The organism is Aliiroseovarius sediminilitoris, assembly GCF_900109955.1.
GTDB lineage: Bacteria > Pseudomonadota > Alphaproteobacteria > Rhodobacterales > Rhodobacteraceae > Aliiroseovarius > Aliiroseovarius sediminilitoris.
In genome coordinates this window covers 1,358,673-1,374,720 of the sequence record NZ_FOJB01000001.1, presented here as the reverse complement: position 1 = coordinate 1,374,720, position 16,048 = coordinate 1,358,673, and the positions used below count along the sequence as shown (strand labels likewise).

The 16,048-nt window shown below is 61.0% G+C and carries 13 protein-coding genes; 4 read left to right on the top strand and 9 right to left on the bottom strand.

Features of this window, described 5'->3' with window-relative positions:
- The first annotated feature begins 11 nt into the window (after window positions 1–11).
- The 4 genes from BMY55_RS06875 (at window position 12) to BMY55_RS06860 (ending at window position 4,965) form a co-directional block, all read left to right on the top strand.
- Window positions 12–1,724: a peptide ABC transporter substrate-binding protein gene (locus BMY55_RS06875; RefSeq protein WP_091429393.1), complete on the top strand. Its 1,713-nt coding sequence runs from the start codon at window positions 12–14 to the stop codon at window positions 1,722–1,724.
- A 66-nt stretch (window positions 1,725–1,790) separates the two neighbouring features.
- Window positions 1,791–2,792, top strand: coding sequence for an ABC transporter permease (locus BMY55_RS06870; protein WP_091429391.1), 1,002 nt, complete (start codon window positions 1,791–1,793; stop codon window positions 2,790–2,792).
- The gene (locus tag BMY55_RS06865) at window positions 2,785–3,699 is read left to right on the top strand and encodes an ABC transporter permease (protein ID WP_091429389.1); all 915 of its coding nucleotides are present in this window, start codon (window positions 2,785–2,787) and stop codon (window positions 3,697–3,699) included. Before BMY55_RS06870 ends, BMY55_RS06865 begins: the two co-directional genes overlap by 8 nt.
- Window positions 3,700–3,900: 201 nt before the next feature.
- On the top strand, window positions 3,901–4,965 hold the full coding sequence (locus BMY55_RS06860) for a YeeE/YedE family protein (protein ID WP_091432140.1): 1,065 nt from the start codon (window positions 3,901–3,903) through the stop codon (window positions 4,963–4,965).
- On the opposite strand, the gene BMY55_RS06855 is transcribed toward BMY55_RS06860, so the two are convergent.
- From BMY55_RS06855 to mraZ, 9 genes are all read right to left on the bottom strand, one after another.
- Window positions 4,898–6,184, bottom strand: coding sequence for a DUF3422 family protein (locus BMY55_RS06855; protein ID WP_091429387.1), 1,287 nt, complete (start codon window positions 6,182–6,184; stop codon window positions 4,898–4,900). The two genes, BMY55_RS06860 and BMY55_RS06855, sit on opposite strands and share 68 nt — an antisense overlap.
- A gap of 107 nt (window positions 6,185–6,291) precedes the next feature.
- Entirely contained in the window at window positions 6,292–7,701 is a 1,410-nt protein-coding gene (gene murD / locus BMY55_RS06850; RefSeq protein ID WP_091432138.1) for a UDP-N-acetylmuramoyl-L-alanine--D-glutamate ligase, read from the bottom strand.
- Window positions 7,702–7,897: 196 nt separating this feature from the next.
- Window positions 7,898–8,980 carry a phospho-N-acetylmuramoyl-pentapeptide-transferase gene (mraY, locus tag BMY55_RS06845; RefSeq protein ID WP_091429385.1) on the bottom strand — a complete coding sequence of 361 codons (1,083 nt, stop codon included), beginning with the start codon at window positions 8,978–8,980 and terminating at the stop codon, window positions 7,898–7,900.
- 21 nt (window positions 8,981–9,001) lie between these two features.
- Window positions 9,002–10,417: a UDP-N-acetylmuramoyl-tripeptide--D-alanyl-D-alanine ligase gene (locus tag BMY55_RS06840; RefSeq protein WP_091429383.1), complete on the bottom strand. Its 1,416-nt coding sequence runs from the start codon at window positions 10,415–10,417 to the stop codon at window positions 9,002–9,004.
- Entirely contained in the window at window positions 10,414–11,904 is a 1,491-nt protein-coding gene (locus BMY55_RS06835; protein ID WP_091429380.1) for a UDP-N-acetylmuramoyl-L-alanyl-D-glutamate--2,6-diaminopimelate ligase, read from the bottom strand. The genes BMY55_RS06840 and BMY55_RS06835 overlap by 4 nt, the downstream gene beginning before the upstream one ends.
- A 20-nt stretch (window positions 11,905–11,924) precedes the next feature.
- On the bottom strand, window positions 11,925–13,721 hold the full coding sequence (locus BMY55_RS06830) for a peptidoglycan D,D-transpeptidase FtsI family protein (protein WP_091429377.1): 1,797 nt from the start codon (window positions 13,719–13,721) through the stop codon (window positions 11,925–11,927).
- Window positions 13,718–14,059 carry a cell division protein FtsL gene (gene ftsL / locus BMY55_RS06825; protein WP_091429375.1) on the bottom strand — a complete coding sequence of 114 codons (342 nt, stop codon included), beginning with the start codon at window positions 14,057–14,059 and terminating at the stop codon, window positions 13,718–13,720. The genes BMY55_RS06830 and ftsL overlap by 4 nt, the downstream gene beginning before the upstream one ends.
- Window positions 14,059–15,054 carry a 16S rRNA (cytosine(1402)-N(4))-methyltransferase RsmH gene (rsmH, locus tag BMY55_RS06820; protein ID WP_177179376.1) on the bottom strand — a complete coding sequence of 332 codons (996 nt, stop codon included), beginning with the start codon at window positions 15,052–15,054 and terminating at the stop codon, window positions 14,059–14,061. The genes ftsL and rsmH overlap by 1 nt, the downstream gene beginning before the upstream one ends.
- Before the next feature lie 4 nt (window positions 15,055–15,058).
- Entirely contained in the window at window positions 15,059–15,574 is a 516-nt protein-coding gene (gene mraZ / locus BMY55_RS06815) for a division/cell wall cluster transcriptional repressor MraZ (protein ID WP_091429371.1), read from the bottom strand.
- Window positions 15,575–16,048: the final 474 nt, after the last annotated feature.

Below are 16,048 nucleotides of genomic sequence, written 5' to 3'. Positions count from 1 at the left end.
ATGCAAGACTGATGGGCGACCGACGATCTGTTTGGGGAATAGCTGCGGGGATTATCATATCGCTGTTGCCTGTCACGTCCTTGGCCGAGCGCAGCGCATCCGGGCATCTGAACATCCTCTATTGGCAGGCGCCAACGATCCTGAACCCCTATCTGTCCAGCGGTCCGAAAGATATCGAGCCTGCTTCATTGGTGCTGGAACCGCTGGCCCGCTATGACGAGACGGGCACTCTGGTTCCTTGGTTGGCAGCCGACATTCCAACCCGTGCCAATGGTGGTGTCACGGATGACCTGACCACCATCACATGGACATTGCGCCCTGATCTGACCTGGTCAGACGGGACAAACTTTACCGCGCATGATGTTGTTTTCACGGCAAATTACTGCATGACGCCGGACGGTGGCTGTCAGCAGGTCGGAAAGTTCTCGGATGTTACAACGGTCGAGGCATTGGATGACCTGACCGTCCGTCTGACATTCGCTGCGCCCAAGCCCTTTCCCTATGGCCCGCTGGTCGGGGTCGAAACGCCGATTCTGCAAAAAGCGCAGTTTCAGGCCTGCTTGGGTGCGGCGGCGCAAAGCTGCACCGCCCAGAACGCCGCCCCCATCGGCACCGGCCCGTTTCGGGTGGTCGAGTTTCGCGCAGGCGATGTCGTCACATTCGAGGCCAATCCCCATTATCGTGACCCGGATAAACCAGGCTTTGCAACTGTGACCATCAAGGGCGGCGGCGACGCGATCAGTGCAGCCCGCGCCGTGCTGGAAACCGGCGAAGTGGATTATGCGTGGAACCTTCAGGTGGACCCGGCCATTCTGGACAAAATGGCCGATGGCGGCAAAGGGCAGATCATCCGATCCTTTGGTACGCCGGTCGAACGGTTGATGATCAACCGCACCGACCCATCGCCATCACTGGGCAAGCGGCGCTCGACCCGCGCAGGTGGACCACATCCGTTTCTGACCGACCCCGCCGTTCTGGCCGCGATGTCCGCCGCCATTGACCGCGCTGTGGTCGCCGAACTGGGATATGGCGCCGCGGGCAGGCCGACTTGTGACATCCTGCCCGCCCCCGCGATTTACGCCTCATCCGCCAATGATGCTTGCTTGACGCAGAATCTGGACCGCGCGCGCCAACTGCTGGACGATGCGGGCTGGGTGGACAGCGACGGCGACGGGGTGCGCGAAAAGGACGGGGTGCGCCTGTCAGTGCTGTTCCAGACCTCGACCAACCCCGTGCGGCAGGACACACAGGCACTTCTGAAGTCATGGTGGTCCGAGATCGGGATCGAAACCGAATTGCGCCAGATCGATCCTTCGGTATTTTTCGGCGGCGACCCAGGCAGCCCGGACACGTTCCAGAAATTCTATGCCGATATCCAGATGTTCACCAATTTCTTCCCCGGCACCGATCCCGAAGCCTATCTGAACAACTGGACCTGCAACAGCATCCCCGAGCCGGCCAATAACTGGTTGGGTTTCAACATCCCGCGCTATTGTGACGCCGACTATGACGCACTGGCCGCCAAGCTGGCGCAGACCTCGGTCCTTGAGGATCGGGCGGGGATCGCGCGGCGCATGAATGACATGTTGATGCAAGCGGGTGCTCTGATCCCCTTGGTGCATCGTGGCGATGTGTCTGCGCGATCCAACACGCTTATGGGCGTCAGGATGAACTCATGGGACAGCGAGCTTTGGAACATCGCGGACTGGACCCGCGCCAGGTAAGCCCGCTAGACTGACCGCAAGGCGCGTCAACTCTGACGGGCAATCCCAAAGACCGCAGGTCGTCCCATGTTCACCTATACGCTGCGGCGGCTTGCCTTTTCCATTCCTGTATTGCTGGCAATCAGCCTTGTGATTTTCTTGTTGATCGACCTTGCACCAAATGATCCAACCGCCAATCTGCCCCTGACCATTCCGCCAGAAATACGCGGGCAAATCCGCACCGGTCTTGGTTTGGACGCCCCAACCTACGTCCGCTATCTTCTGTGGTGCAAACAGTTTTTCATCAACGAGCCGCTGAACCTGCTGGACTGGATGACCGGCAGTCAGAGCGACCGATTGCGTCTGCAAAGCTGGTCGGCCCACGCCCCGGTTGTCGATCTGATCGGCGACCGCCTGCCCCAGACCCTGTGGGTGGTCGGACTGTCGCTGGTGATCGGCGTGATGATCGCGTTGCCCTTGGGGGTCCTGTCGGCGCGCGACCAATATGGCTGGGTGGATCAGCTTGGCACCCTCATCGCGATGATCGGCTTTTCGGTGCCCAGCTTCTTTCTGGGCGTTCTGATGATCCTCGTCTTCTCGGTCAAGCTGGAGTGGTTTCCGTCGATTTATGACACCACACACCGGATCACGGATTGGCACAGCTTTGGCGTCCAGTTTCGTCAGATGGTCATGCCTGTCACCGTGCTGGCCCTGTTCAACGCCGCCCAATTCAGCCGTTATCTGCGCGCCTCAATGCTGGAAACCTTGCATCAGGATTTCGTGCGCACCGCCCGCGCCAAGGGTATGACCGAGGCTCGTGTCCTGCTGGGCCACGCGTTGCGCAACGCGATGATCCCGGTTATCACCGTTATTTCACTGGCCATTCCGCAGGTCTTCGCGGGCGCCATCGTGACCGAGCAAGTTTTCCGCGTAAACGGCTTGGGGCAGTTGCTGATTTCGGGCATTCAAAGCGGTGACGTGCCGCTGGTGCAAACGCTGACCTTTCTGTTCGCCGTCCTGATCGTGATGTTCAACCTGCTGGCCGATATCGTCTATGGCCTGCTGGATCCAAGGATAAGGTATGACTGAGCAAGAGGTCGTATCCGTCCCACCCCCCATTCGGCGCGCGACCCTTTGGCGTCGTTTCTGCACCCATCCCGGCGCGGTCATCGGGGCTGTGATCCTGGCCTTGATTGCGTTGGCGGTGGTGATCGGTCCGCTGATCTGGCAGCTTGACCCCGCGCAAATTGACATCCGCGCCAAGAACCAAGGTCCCAGCCTGGCCCATCCGCTGGGCACGGATCAACTGGGGCGTGATCTTCTGGCCGCGCTGCTGTCCGGGGGCCGGGTGTCGTTGCTGGTCGGCCTGGTGGCGATCGCGCTGGCCGTAAGTCTGGGCACATTGATCGGCGTGGCGGCGGGCGTGTTTCGCCACTGGGACGCACCGTTAATGCGCTTGACCGACCTGTTTCTGTCCTTGCCGCTTTTGCCGCTTTTGCTTGTGGCGATCATGCTGTGGCGCGACAGCCTGCGCGCGCAGTTCGGCCCTGAGGTTGGCATGTTCCTTCTGATCGTCTGCGCCATCGGGCTGACCAGTTGGATGCAGACAGCCCGGATCGTCCGGGGCGAGGTGCTGGCCCTGCGCGAGCGTGAATTCATCATGGCGGCCACCGCCCTTGGCACGCGCCCTTTCGCGATGATCCGACGCCACATCCTGCCAAACATCCTTGGCCCGATCGTTGTATCGGCCACGCTGGGGGTGGGCCACGCGATCCTGACCGAAAGCGCGCTGAGCTTTCTGGGTCTGGGGTTTCCGTCGGACGTGCCCAGTTGGGGGCGTATGCTGTTTGATGGCACGAATTACATGACTCTGACGCCTGCACGGGTGGTCTGGCCGGGGCTGGCCATTTCGCTGACGGTGCTAAGTGTGAACTATATCGGCGATGGTCTGCGCGACGCGCTGGACCCGCGTCGGCAGCGGCGCGCTGCGCGGTAAAAAAGAACGTTCCTGCGGGATAATTCACCCGTGAAGCAACACCGGTTTGATGGATGCGCACCCCGACACAACATATTCGCAACCCACGCGCCCGAATGGGAAATTGTTCCACAGCCAGTCCCTCCTTGCGTCCTGCATACCCTTGTCAGCGCCAAAATCTCTCGTCAGATGGAACATATTCCCAAATGCGGAGACATGAAGATGTTTGAGACCCTTGGCTTTGAAACCCTGACCCCACGCACGGCCTCGATCCTGTTCGGATTGGGATTGGGCGCGGCTTTTGGTGTGCTGGCGGAAATCACGCGCTTCTGTTTGCGGCGCGGTCTGATCGGGGGCGGACAAGACAACCGGTCAGCCCTTGCGATCTGGGTCACGGCCTTGGCCATCGCGGTTCTGGGTACGCAAGCGGTTGTGCAGGCCGGATGGATCGATTTCTCGGCTCATCGCTTCTACGCCGCTGACCTGCCCTATTTGTCAATCATCGTCGGCGGATTGCTATTTGGCGTTGGCATGGTGATGACTCGAGGCTGCCTGTCTCGGATGGCCGTTCTGGGCGCATCGGGCAATCTGCGTGCACTGGTCGTGCTGTTTGTGGCAGCCCTTGCTGCGCTGGCAACCCTGAAAGGCCTTCTGGCCCCAGCCCGCGTGGCGCTTGAGGCCGTGGCGATCCCGGCCCCTACGCTACCGGTTTGGACCGCGATCCTGCCGCTGCTTCTCGCGGGTTTTCTTATCCAAAACGCCCGTCCGCGCGCCGGTGTTCTGCTGTTGGCGGCCTTGCTGGGTGCTCTGATCCCGCTGGGCTGGGTGGGCACGGGTCTGGTGTTGCAGGACGAATTCGATCCGATCACCTTCGAAAGCCTGTCTTTTACGGCACCGCTTGCGGATACACTGTTCTGGACCGGCGCATCCTCGGCGATTGGTGCCAATTTCGGTACCGGGCTGATCGGAGGCGTCGTTCTGGGCGCACTGGTCTCTGCCGTGATCGCAGGACGGTTCCAATGGCAAGGCTTTGAGGGGCCGGGCCAGATGGGCCGTTACCTGACCGGGAGCGCGCTGATGGGTTTTGGTGGCGTTCTGGCCGGAGGCTGCACGGTTGGCGCAGGGATTTCGGGCGTAGCGACGTTGTCCGTCGCAGCCGTTCTGGCGTTGGTCACGATTTCGGCCAGCGCCTGGGCCGCAGGGCGCGTGGATGCGCGCCTTACTTCCCGATCGAATGCCGGATCCGACGCACACCCAGCCACACAAGCCCAACCACAGGCAGTGTAAGTACCGCAGTGAGCATTCCTTTCGAGACGCCCAGCAGCTCGGTCAACGGATAGGCCAGATAGCCCGCCAGCGACACGGCGTAATAGCTGATCGCCACGACCGACAGCCCTTCGACCGTTTCCTGCAACCGAAGCTGCATGTCCGCGCGACGATCCATACTGGCCAGCAAGGCCTGATTTTGCTCGGACCGCTGAACATCGACACGGGTTCGCAGCAAATCCCCGGCCCGCATGGCCCTTTGCGCCATGCTGCCCAGCTGCCGTTCGGCACTTTTAATCGTCCGCATTGCAGGGTCATAGCGGCGCATCATGAACTCGCTCATGGTCTGCCGCCCCAAGAACCGTTCTTCACGCAGCGCCTGAATGCGTTGGTTTACCAGCGCCTCATAGGCCGTCGTTGCGCTCAGCCGGAACGAGGTCGCAGCGGTCAAATCCTCAAGCTCGGAAGATATCTGCAAAAGCTCGTCCAGCGTCGCCTCGGGCGCTTCGGCATCGCGCGACATGGCGCCAACCAGCTTGGTCAGCTCCCCATCCAGATACCCCAGTTTGGCCTGCAAATGGCGCGCCTGCGGCAATCCCAGCATTGACAAGGATTTATAGGTCTCGATCTCGCACAGTCGCTGCACGATCCGACCGATGCGCCGTGGGCCTGCGTCGTTGCCGATAAATGCCGCGAAGCGCATATGTCCCGCCGCGTCGATGCGAAAATCCCCTGCCACGACAGCGGCGCGGTCCAGCACCCAGGTCGCGGCGACGCTTTCGGCGACGAACCAGTTGTTGATCGCCTCGTTCATCTCGGCCTCGGTCAGGGGCATTCTGTCGATCCGAATATGGGCTGAAGTCACGCGCTTGCCCGGTGCATTTTGCAGCCAATCAGTGGGGAAAACATCAAAGGCCGCCGGATCAAAGGCCCGCGACGCGACCCCATCTGCGAAGACCGTATAGGTCACGATTTCCGTGTGTTGTTCCCACTTCAACTGATACCGCCCGATGGTGCCGAAATAATGGTTCGCATCCGGGCTGGGATGCGGCGCTCCGAAGCGGTCCAGCAGGTCGATCAGATGCGCGCGATCCGCATCCCGATTGCGACTGGCCGCATGTTCCGGCCGCTTTACGGCAAGGTAGACAGCCGTAATAGGGGCAGAGAGTGCCGGAGACGGGCGCGCATGTAGCTCGTTCGCCAATTCATAGCGATGGGGATAATCTTCCAATGCAAACATATGGCCGTGCTCCTCTCGCGACAGAGGTAGCAGAGCCGACAACCCATGCAAACCCTTAACAACAAGGGGTTTTCATCAAAGTTCGTATGCCGCGGAATACAGCCATGCTAGTTGCCTGATAAAACCGACGCCACCAGCCGCGTGAAGTCTTCACCGCGTTTTTCGAAGTCCGGGTATTGGTCGAAGCTGGCGGCGGCGGGAGCCAGAAGAACTGTGTCACCGGATTGAGCGTCTTCGGCTGCGCGGGCCACAGCTTGCCCCATCGTTTCGCAAATTTCATGCGGCACGTCGCCAAGCCGTAAGGCAAATTCCCGCGCCGAATGGCCAATCAGATAGGCTTTGGTGACACCCGACAGATCATCGGCAGTCAGGCTTTCGATCCCGCCATCCTTGCCCAGTCCGCCTGCGATCCAGCGGATGTTCTTGAATGCGGACAAGGCCGCGCGGGCGCTGTCCACATTGGTGGCCTTGCTGTCATTGACGAAGGCCACGCCATCCCTTTCACCTACCAGTTGCGAGCGATGCGGCAGGCCTTTGAAAGCATGAAACGCGGTCTCAATCTGCTTCGGGGCCAGCCCCAGCGTGCGACAGACCGCATATGCGGCGCAGGCGTTCTGGTGGTTATGCGTGCCGGGCAATCCCTTGATCTTGCGCAGATCAATTGATCCCACCTGCCGCCCCTTTCGGTATTCCGACAAGAACCCCTTGCGTGCAAAGACCTGCCAGCCCGGCCCCGACAGCTTGCGATCGACCGAGATGCGGATCACCCGGTCATCCGATGGCCCCTCGGACAATTGCCCGGCCAGATAGACACCTTCGGCCTCGTCCACGCCGATCACCGCGCGATCCGGGCCGCCTTCGGCAAACAGGCGCCGTTTGGCCGCGAAATAGCCGCCCATACCGCCGTGCCGGTCCAGATGATCGCGCGACAGGTTGGTGAACACCGCCACATCCGGGGTCAGCGCGCGCGCGAGATCGGTCTGATAGCTGGACAGTTCCAGCACCACGACTTCGCCATCATGGGCACGGTCGATATCCAGCACGCCACGCCCGATATTGCCGGCAAGTTGCGTCGGACGCCCGGACTGTTGCAGAACGTGATGGATCAGCGCCGAGGTGGTGGATTTCCCGTTCGATCCGGTGATCGCGACGACCTTCGGGCTGACATCGAAACTGTCCCAGTCCTCGTCGGCGAAGCTGCGAAAGAACAAACCGATATCGTTGTCGACCGGCACGCCCGCCTCCATCGCGGCGGCGATGATCTTGTTGGGTTCGGGATAGAGATGTGGAATGCCGGGGCTGACGATCAGGGCCGCCACATCCTGCCACGCACTCGGTTTGGACAGATCGTGCAGGATCAAGGCCTGGCCCTCGGCGCGGTCGCGTGCCTCGGCGCTGTCGTCCCAGCACAGGGCGTCCGCCCCGCCTGCTTCCAACGCATGGGCGGCTGCAAGGCCGGACCGCCCCAGCCCCAGAACCGCAACCTTCTGCCCTTCATAGCCTTTGACCGGGATCATCCGCGCCTCCTGCCTTCGTTTCATTATGGCTAGACCACGACGGGCGGAAACAAAAGCCCTCGTCTGATGTCGCGGATCGGGAAAGGGGCGCTGCCCCTCGGCCCGCTTTGCAAGCGCGCCTCACCCCGGGATATTTCAGGCCAGAAGAAGCCGCGATCAGACCGGTTCCAGGGCTGTGCGACTTGCGTGGCGGCGGTTAGCGAACTTTCAGTGTCGCCAGCCCGATCAGCGCAAGGATCAGCGAGATGATCCAGAAGCGGATCACGATCTGCGGCTCTTTCCAGCCCAGATGTTCGAAATGGTGGTGGATCGGGGCCATCAGGAATACCCGGCGCCCGGTGCGTTTGTAATAAAGCACCTGAATGATGACCGACAGCGCTTCGATCACGAACAAGCCGCCGACGATGGCCAGCACAATTTCGTGCTTGGTGGCAACCGCGATGGCGCCCAAAGCGCCGCCCAGGGCCAGCGATCCGGTGTCGCCCATGAACACGGCAGCAGGCGGAGCGTTATACCACAGGAAGCCCAACCCCCCGCCAATCAGCGCGGAGGTGAAGATGAACAGCTCGCCCGTGCCGGGGACGTAATGCACATCCAGGTATTCGGTGAAGTCAACGCGACCGACCGCATAGGCAATGACGCCCAGCGTGCCCGCCGCGATCATCACTGGCATGATGGCCAGCCCGTCCAGACCATCGGTCAGGTTTACCGCATTGGCCGCGCCCACGATTACGATCATCACGAAGGGGATGAAGAATATCCCCAGGTTCACAAGGGTATCTTTGAAAAACGGAAGGGCCAGCTTGAATTGCAGCCCCTCGGGGTGGGTTATCGATGCCAGATAGCCCGCAATTGCCGCGATCAGAAGGCCCAGCGCCATACGCAACTTGCCCGACACCCCGGTCGTTGTGGCTTTCGACACCTTGGCGTAGTCATCCGCAAAACCAATCAATCCAAAGCCATAGGTGACAAACAGCGTGATCCAGATATAAGGGTTGTCCAGCCGCGCCCACATCAATGTGGACACAAGAAGCGCCGACAGGATCAACAGCCCACCCATCGTCGGCGTCCCTTGTTTTTCCTTGTGGCTTTCAGGGCCATCGTCGCGGATCGGTTGCCCCTTGCCTTGCTTACGGCGCAGGATATTGATCAGCGGCTGGCCAAAAATGAACCCGAAGATCAGGGCTGTGAAGAAGGCCCCGCCGGATCGGAAGGTGATATAGCGAAACAGGTTGAAAACATCGCCGCCGTCCGAAAACTCGGTCAACCAATACAACATATAGCGGTCCCTTTTCTGGAATTAACGAAGCGATTGACCCATTTTGCGGATCGCGTCAACAGTTTGAGACACCAAAGAGCCTTTCGATCCTTTCACCAGCACAACATCACCCGCGTCGATCAACCGGCGCACCTGTGTTGACATCTCGGCGGCGGTGTCGACCCAAAGCCCCTGCTGATCACCGTCCAGCCGCGCCCAAAGCGCCCGCATCCGCGGTCCCACGCAATGCACCTGATCGATGGCCGACATAAAGGGCAGATCGGCCAGGTCTGCGTGCAAGGCAACCTCGTCCGGGCCGAGTTCCAGCATGTCGCCCAGAATGGCGATCCGGCGGCCTTTCTGGATGCGCCCCACGCCATCTAGGGGTTGCATCGCGCCCAACACCTCCAGTGCCGCTGCCATCGAAGTGGGGTTGGCGTTGAACGCGTCGTCGATCAGCGTCACGGTCAGCCCCTCTGGGGCATCCAGCGTGATCTCTTCCCGCGTGCCGCGCCCAGTGGGGGGCTGCCATTGGATCATCGCCCGCGCTGCCAGCGTCGTATCTGCCCTTAAAGCCCGCGCCGCGACGAGCGCGCCCAGCGCATTCATCGCGAAATGCCGCCCGGGTGAGGCGATTTTGAACACCTGCTCCTCGCCCGCGATCAACGCTTTGCAAATCGTGGCGTCCGGGGTCAGCGAGACATGGGTCAGCCGGTGGCCGTTCGCTGCGCCCTCGCCGAAACTCTCGGTCTGAAATCCCTTTGCGGCCTTTGCCAGAACCGGCGTGGTATCGAGATCGCCGTTTATGACAGCGATACCGCCCGGCTCCAACCCCTCGAAGATCGCGCCTTTTTCGCGCGCGATGCCGGGCAGGTCGTCGAAGGCTTCAAGATGGGCTGCGGCAACGGTTGTGACCATGGCCACATGGGGCCGTGTCAAGCGCGACAACGGGCCGATTTCGCCGGGATGGTTCATGCCGATTTCAATCACCGCGAACTCGGTATCCTTGGGCATCCGCGCCAAGGTCAACGGCACACCCCAATGGTTGTTATAGCTTGCTTCGGCAGCATGAGTGCGACCCTGTGCGGACAAGACCGCACGCAGCATTTCCTTGGTCGAGGTCTTGCCAACCGATCCAGTCACCGCCACCACGCGCGCATCTGTTCGTGCGCGACCGGCACGGCCCAGCGCCACCAACGCGGCCAGCACGTCGTGGACGATCAACAAGGGCGCGTCTGGGGCAACACCATCGGGGATGCGGCTGATCATGGCTGCGCCTGCGCCTTTTTCCAGGGCCTGCGCCACGAAGTCATGCCCGTCACGCACGTCTTTCAGCGCAACGAACAGGTCGCCCGGCTGAAGGGTGCGCGTGTCAATCGACACGCCATCGACCAACCAGTTTCCCCGCGCCTTCCCGCCTGTCGCATTCGCGGCATCTTCCGCACGCCACAGGGTCATGCCATGTGCCCGTCAAGCGCAGCCACCGCGACCGAGGCCTGTTCGGCATCGTCAAACGGCAACACGTCATCACCAATCGTCTGGCCGGTCTCATGCCCTTTGCCCGCAATCAACAGCGCATCACCGGGGCCAAGCGCATCGACACCGCGCAGGATTGCTTCGGCCCGGTCGCCGACATTCACGGCCTCGGGGCAGCCCCCCATCACCATGGCGCGGATCGCGGAGGGGTCTTCGCTGCGGGGATTGTCATCGGTCACGAACACCACATCGGCGTTTTCTGCCGCTGCCTGCCCCATCAAGACGCGTTTCGAGGTGTCGCGGTCGCCGCCCGCTCCGAACACCACCACCAGCCGTCCCAACACATGCGGGCGCATGGCGCGCAGTGCGGTTTTCAGGGCATCGGGCGTGTGGGCGTAATCCACGAACACGGCGGCACCATTGTCACGAGTGGCAGCCAATTGCATCCGCCCGCGCACGGTTTCCAGTTCGCTGAGCGTGTCGAACACATGGGTGGGCTCGGCCCCGCAACCGATGGCCAGCCCGGCGGCAGCCAGCACGTTTTCCGCCTGAAACCCGCCGATCAGTTTCAACCGCTCCGTGCGGGCCGCGCCGTTCCAGATGAACATCACCTCTTGCCCGGTGGCATCGAATCGGCGCGCCTTGATGCGCAGATCGTTGTCATCGCCCTGCCCCACGCGGATCAGGTGTTGGCCGCGCGCTTCGGCGATGGTGGCAATCTGTTCCCCCTTGGGATCATCCATATTGACCACCGCCGTTCCGCCTTCGGGCAGCACGCGGGCGAACAGTCCAGCCTTTGCGGCAAAGTATTCTTCGAAGGTTTCGTGGTAATCCAGATGGTCTTGTGTGAAATTCGTGAATGCCGCCGCGGTCAGGCGCACCCCATCCAGCCGCCGTTGCGCCAATCCGTGGCTGGACGCCTCCATCGCAGCATGGGTCACGCCTGCGCCAGCCATCTCGGCCAGCACCTTGTGCAGGGTGATTGGCTCGGGCGTGGTGTGGGCCAGCGGGGCGGCAAAGGCGCCCTCGACCCCGGTGGTGCCCAGATTGGCGGCCCTGATCCCCAGCAGGGTCCAGATTTGCCGCGTGAAGTTGGCGACCGAGGTCTTGCCGTTGGTGCCGGTGGCCGCGACCATGTATTCGGGCTGTGCTCCGAACCAAAGTGCAGCAGCATAGGCCAGCGCCATACGCGGGTCTTCGGTGACGACCAGGGCCGCGTCAGAGGCCTCCAGTTCGGCTTTGGCGATCCGCGCGCCTTCCGGATCGGTCAGGATGGCGGCGGCTTTCATCCGCAGGGCATATTGAATGAACTCACCCCCATGGACTTTCGTCCCGGGCAGGGCGGCAAACAGATGTCCGGGCTTAACTTCGCGGCTGTCCACCGACAGGCCGGTGATCTGCGCCTCGATGCCGCCTCGGGCGCTCAGCCCCAGTTCCGCAAGGGATTTGGTCTTTGTTTCAGCGCCCATATGTGTTCTGCCCATCCAGATCAGTTCGAGGTGAGTGTTACCCCAGCTGCCGCAAGGGATTCAACGATGGGTTCCGGTTCAGGCTTCAAACCCAGAAGCGGGGCGATCCTGCGGATGATCTCGGATGCCACCGGCACCGAGGTCCATCCTGCCGTGCGGCGCGGTTTCGGCCCCGACGTTTCAACCGGTTCGTCCAATGTGACCACCAGAACATATTTCGGATTGTCCGCCGGGAACATGCTGGCAAAAGTGTTGATCACCTTGTCGTCATAATAGCCACCTTGTGGGCGCGGTTTGTCGGCGGTGCCGGTCTTGCCTGCCACCTTGTAACCCTGCACTTCCCCGAACGTGGCGGTGCCTTCGGTGACAACCTTGCGCAACATGTCACGCGCCGCTGCGGCAGACGCTGCCGATATGATCCGTGGTCCCCGCGCGATGCGATCTTGTTTCAGCACTGTGGGTTTCACCGCGAACCCGCCATTGGCAATCGCTGCGTAGCCCGCTGCCAAATGCATCGGGGTCGAGGACAACCCGTGCCCATAGGAAATCGTGACCGAGCTGAGCTTGCCCCAGTTCTTTGGCACAAGCGGCTTCGAGCCATGCGCCTCGACAATCTCGAACGGGGTGCGGTCGAACATGCCAAGGGTGCGCAGGAACTCCTGCTGACGCTCCGGGCCGATCTCCAGCGCCATCCGCCCGGTGCCCCGGTTGGAAGATTTTACGATGATGTCCGACACGCTTAGTTTGCCATAGTTCTTGTTTCTGAACTCGCCGATCCGGTAGCCTGCGATCTTCATCGGGATGTCGGTATCGATGATGGTGTTGGCGTTCACCAGCCCTAGGTCCATCGCCTGAATCGCGGTAAAAATCTTGAACGTTGACCCAAGTTCATAGACCCCCTGCACGGCGCGGTTGAACAGCGGGCTGTCGGACTGATCGCCCTTGGTCAGAACACGTGGCCGCTTGTTGGGATCGAAATCGGGCAATGAGACCACGGACACCACTTCGCCCGTATGCACATCCATCAGGATCGCGGCCGCGCCCTTGGCATTCATCAGCTTCATGCCACCATAGAGAACACGCTCAACGGCGCTTTGGATGGTCAGATCAATCGCCAGTTCCAGCGGCTTGTCGCCATTGGCAGGGTCGCGCAGATAGTCGTCGAATTGCTTTTCCACGCCCGCCACACCGATCACCTCGGCGGCGCTGACACCTTCGCGCCCGAAGCTGGCCCCGCCTAACACATGCGCTGCCAGCTTGCCATTGGGATAGAGGCGCATCTCGCGTGGACCGAACAACAGGCCTGGCTCGCCGATATCGAACACAGCCTGCTTCTGTTCAGGGCTAAGTTTTTTCTTGATCCACAGGAACTTACGCGCGCCGGTAAAATCTTTTATCAGACGTTCGCGTTTCAGATCGGGGAATATTTTCACCAGTTCGTCCGCCGCGCGCAACGGATCAACCATCAAGGGCGGCTGGGCATACAGCGCATGGGTCACAAGGTTGGTGGCCAGAATACGACCCTGCCGGTCAACAATATCGGCACGAGCGGTCGCAATCGCAGACCCCGGCGCCTGGGCGCGCGGCTCGCGCGGTTCGGTCGAAGACAGCACCGCCATCCGCCCGCCGACAACCAAAAACGCACACAGAAACAGCCCCGCCAGAACCAAGAGCCGCCCTTCCGAACGCAAACGCGATCGGTCGCGGATTTCTTCATGCCGGTGGCGCAGATTCTCGTGTTCGATTGCATCCGGATTTTCGCCCTTGGCACGGGCGTCAAGAATACGGGCGAGCGGTCGCAGGGGGACACGGGTCATTGTTCGATCTCCCCAAAGACATCGAAGGTTTCGGTGATTTCCGGCAAATCCTCATCGGGATAGACCACCTGGTCGACCCGGCCAAACTGCTCAGGTGCCAGTGGCAACAAACCGAGACGGTCATAATTCAGTTCGGCCAGATCACGCAACCGGTCGGGACGGTTCAGATAGGCCCATTCAGCGCGCAACACCGCCAATTGTTCCTGCATCTGCCCGATTTCGTGCTGCAACTCTTCGACCCGGTCAAGCGACGCTTGCGTCTTGTAGTTTTCCGAATAGGCCCAATAGGCCAGCGCCATGACGACCAGGGCGGATGTGATGTAAAGCAAGCTGCGCATTATGATCTATCCTTGAAAACAAGGGGTGGAAGGCCAAGTTTGCGCCGGTCGGACGGACCGGCAGGGGCGTCGGTACGGGTGGCCACGCGCAGGCGTGACGACCGGGCGCGAGGGTTTACGGCGAGCTCGTCGGCATCCGGCGCTATGGCTTTGCGCGGGGTCAGCTTGAAGCGTGGCGTTTCTGCGACCTCTTGCGGGGCATAACGTGATCCGCCGCCCCCTTCGGACGCGCGCGCCTGCAAAAACCGCTTCACAACGCGGTCCTCCATCGAATGGAAGGTGACGACCGCCAGCTTGCCACCGGGCTTCAACGCGCGCTCGGCGGCTTCCAAGCCCTCGATCAGTTGCCCGAACTCATCATTCACCGCGATGCGGATCGCCTGAAACGACCTTGTGGCCGGGTGGCTTTGGCCAGGTTTCGAGCGGGGCAGACATTTTTCCACCACGCTGGCCAATTGCAGAGTGGTTTCGAACCGTGCCTCGGTGCGTGCTCTGACAATGGCCCGCGCAATCCGACGCGAGGCGCGTTCTTCGCCGTAATGATACAGGATATCAGCCAGCGCCTCTTCGTCGGCCTGATTGACGATATCGGCGGCAGTGGGGCCGGATTGGCTCATCCGCATGTCCAACGGTCCGTCGCGCATGAAGGAAAACCCGCGATCCGCCAGATCCAGTTGCATCGAGCTGACGCCAAGGTCCAGAACGACGCCGTCCAAGGGGCGGCCCGCCAGTTCGTCCATGTCCGAGAATGTGCCTTCGCGCAGCGCCAGCCTGCCACCATAGTCAGCGGCCCAATCGGCAGCCATGTCAAACACCATCGGATCGCGGTCGATGCCACAAACCCAATCGGCCCCGGCATCCAACAATCCACGGGTATAGCCCCCCGCCCCGAACGTGCCGTCTGCCCAATCGCCAGAAACAGGTGCGACCGCATCTAAAAGCGGCCGCAACAAGACTGGAATGTGGGGACGTTTCTCGGTGGCAGCCGGATCGATCATATCATCCATCCCTGCCTGACGCGGATCCGCTGCTGAGCAAGGTAAGCGGGTCGAAATCCTCGGGCTGGCTGTCCAGCCACGCTTCGGCCTTGGCCATTTCAACGTTTTCGTATGTCTCGGGCTTCCAGATCTGGAACGTGTCGCCGGTGGCGATGAAAAATGCTTCGTTCTCAAGACCGATTTTCGCGCGCAGCTTTGCGGGCAGCACCAGTCGGCCGGTCTCATCGACCGTTGTCGGCAGCGATTGGCCGTTGAACATGCGCTCAAGCGCGCGGCGTTCGACCGAGCCGCGCGGCAGATCAGCGATCTGCCGGTCGACGTCGTCAATCGCTTCGATTGTATAGCATTCAAGGAAATTACGGCGCTTGTCGCCATAGACAATAACAAGATTGGGGTTCAGACCTTCGGTCCAGTCCGGGTCGCCAGCTTCAAGTACACGGCGAAACAGGGCCGGGATCGAAACCCTGCCCTTCGCGTCCACCTTGTGGTGGCTTTCACCTCTGAACCTGCGTGCCACTTGCGCGGCTCCTTCACTGTCCCAGCATCGCTGCGCCCTGAAAATGTAGGGCTGGAATAGAAACGGCGGATTGAGCTGCTGCCACTGCCCAATCCGCCGCCTGTCCCGTTTCCGGGTGTCCAGCTGCGCGCGCCACCTGGGGGGATGTCTGCTCGCGATCGCGCCGGATCTCTTTCGTTACGATGAAGCGGGTGCCTGTATGAAACCTGACTTGGGAGTGTCACGAGGTCTTGCTGCCTCTTATGTCCCGTCCTCATCTTGTATTTAGGGATAGCTTGGGAAATCGTGGGACGCAACAGGTTTTTATGGGAAGAACGGGCCAGATGTTGTTTTCCGAAGGTGCAAAAAACAATATGTAGCGTGTATTCTTGAGCATTTAGCGCGACACCTAGTGATGTAACGGATATAAGACCACTAAATCTGGTGCTGCATGCGCAGCATAAAAAAATCCCACAATTTCCCGGAAAATCATTC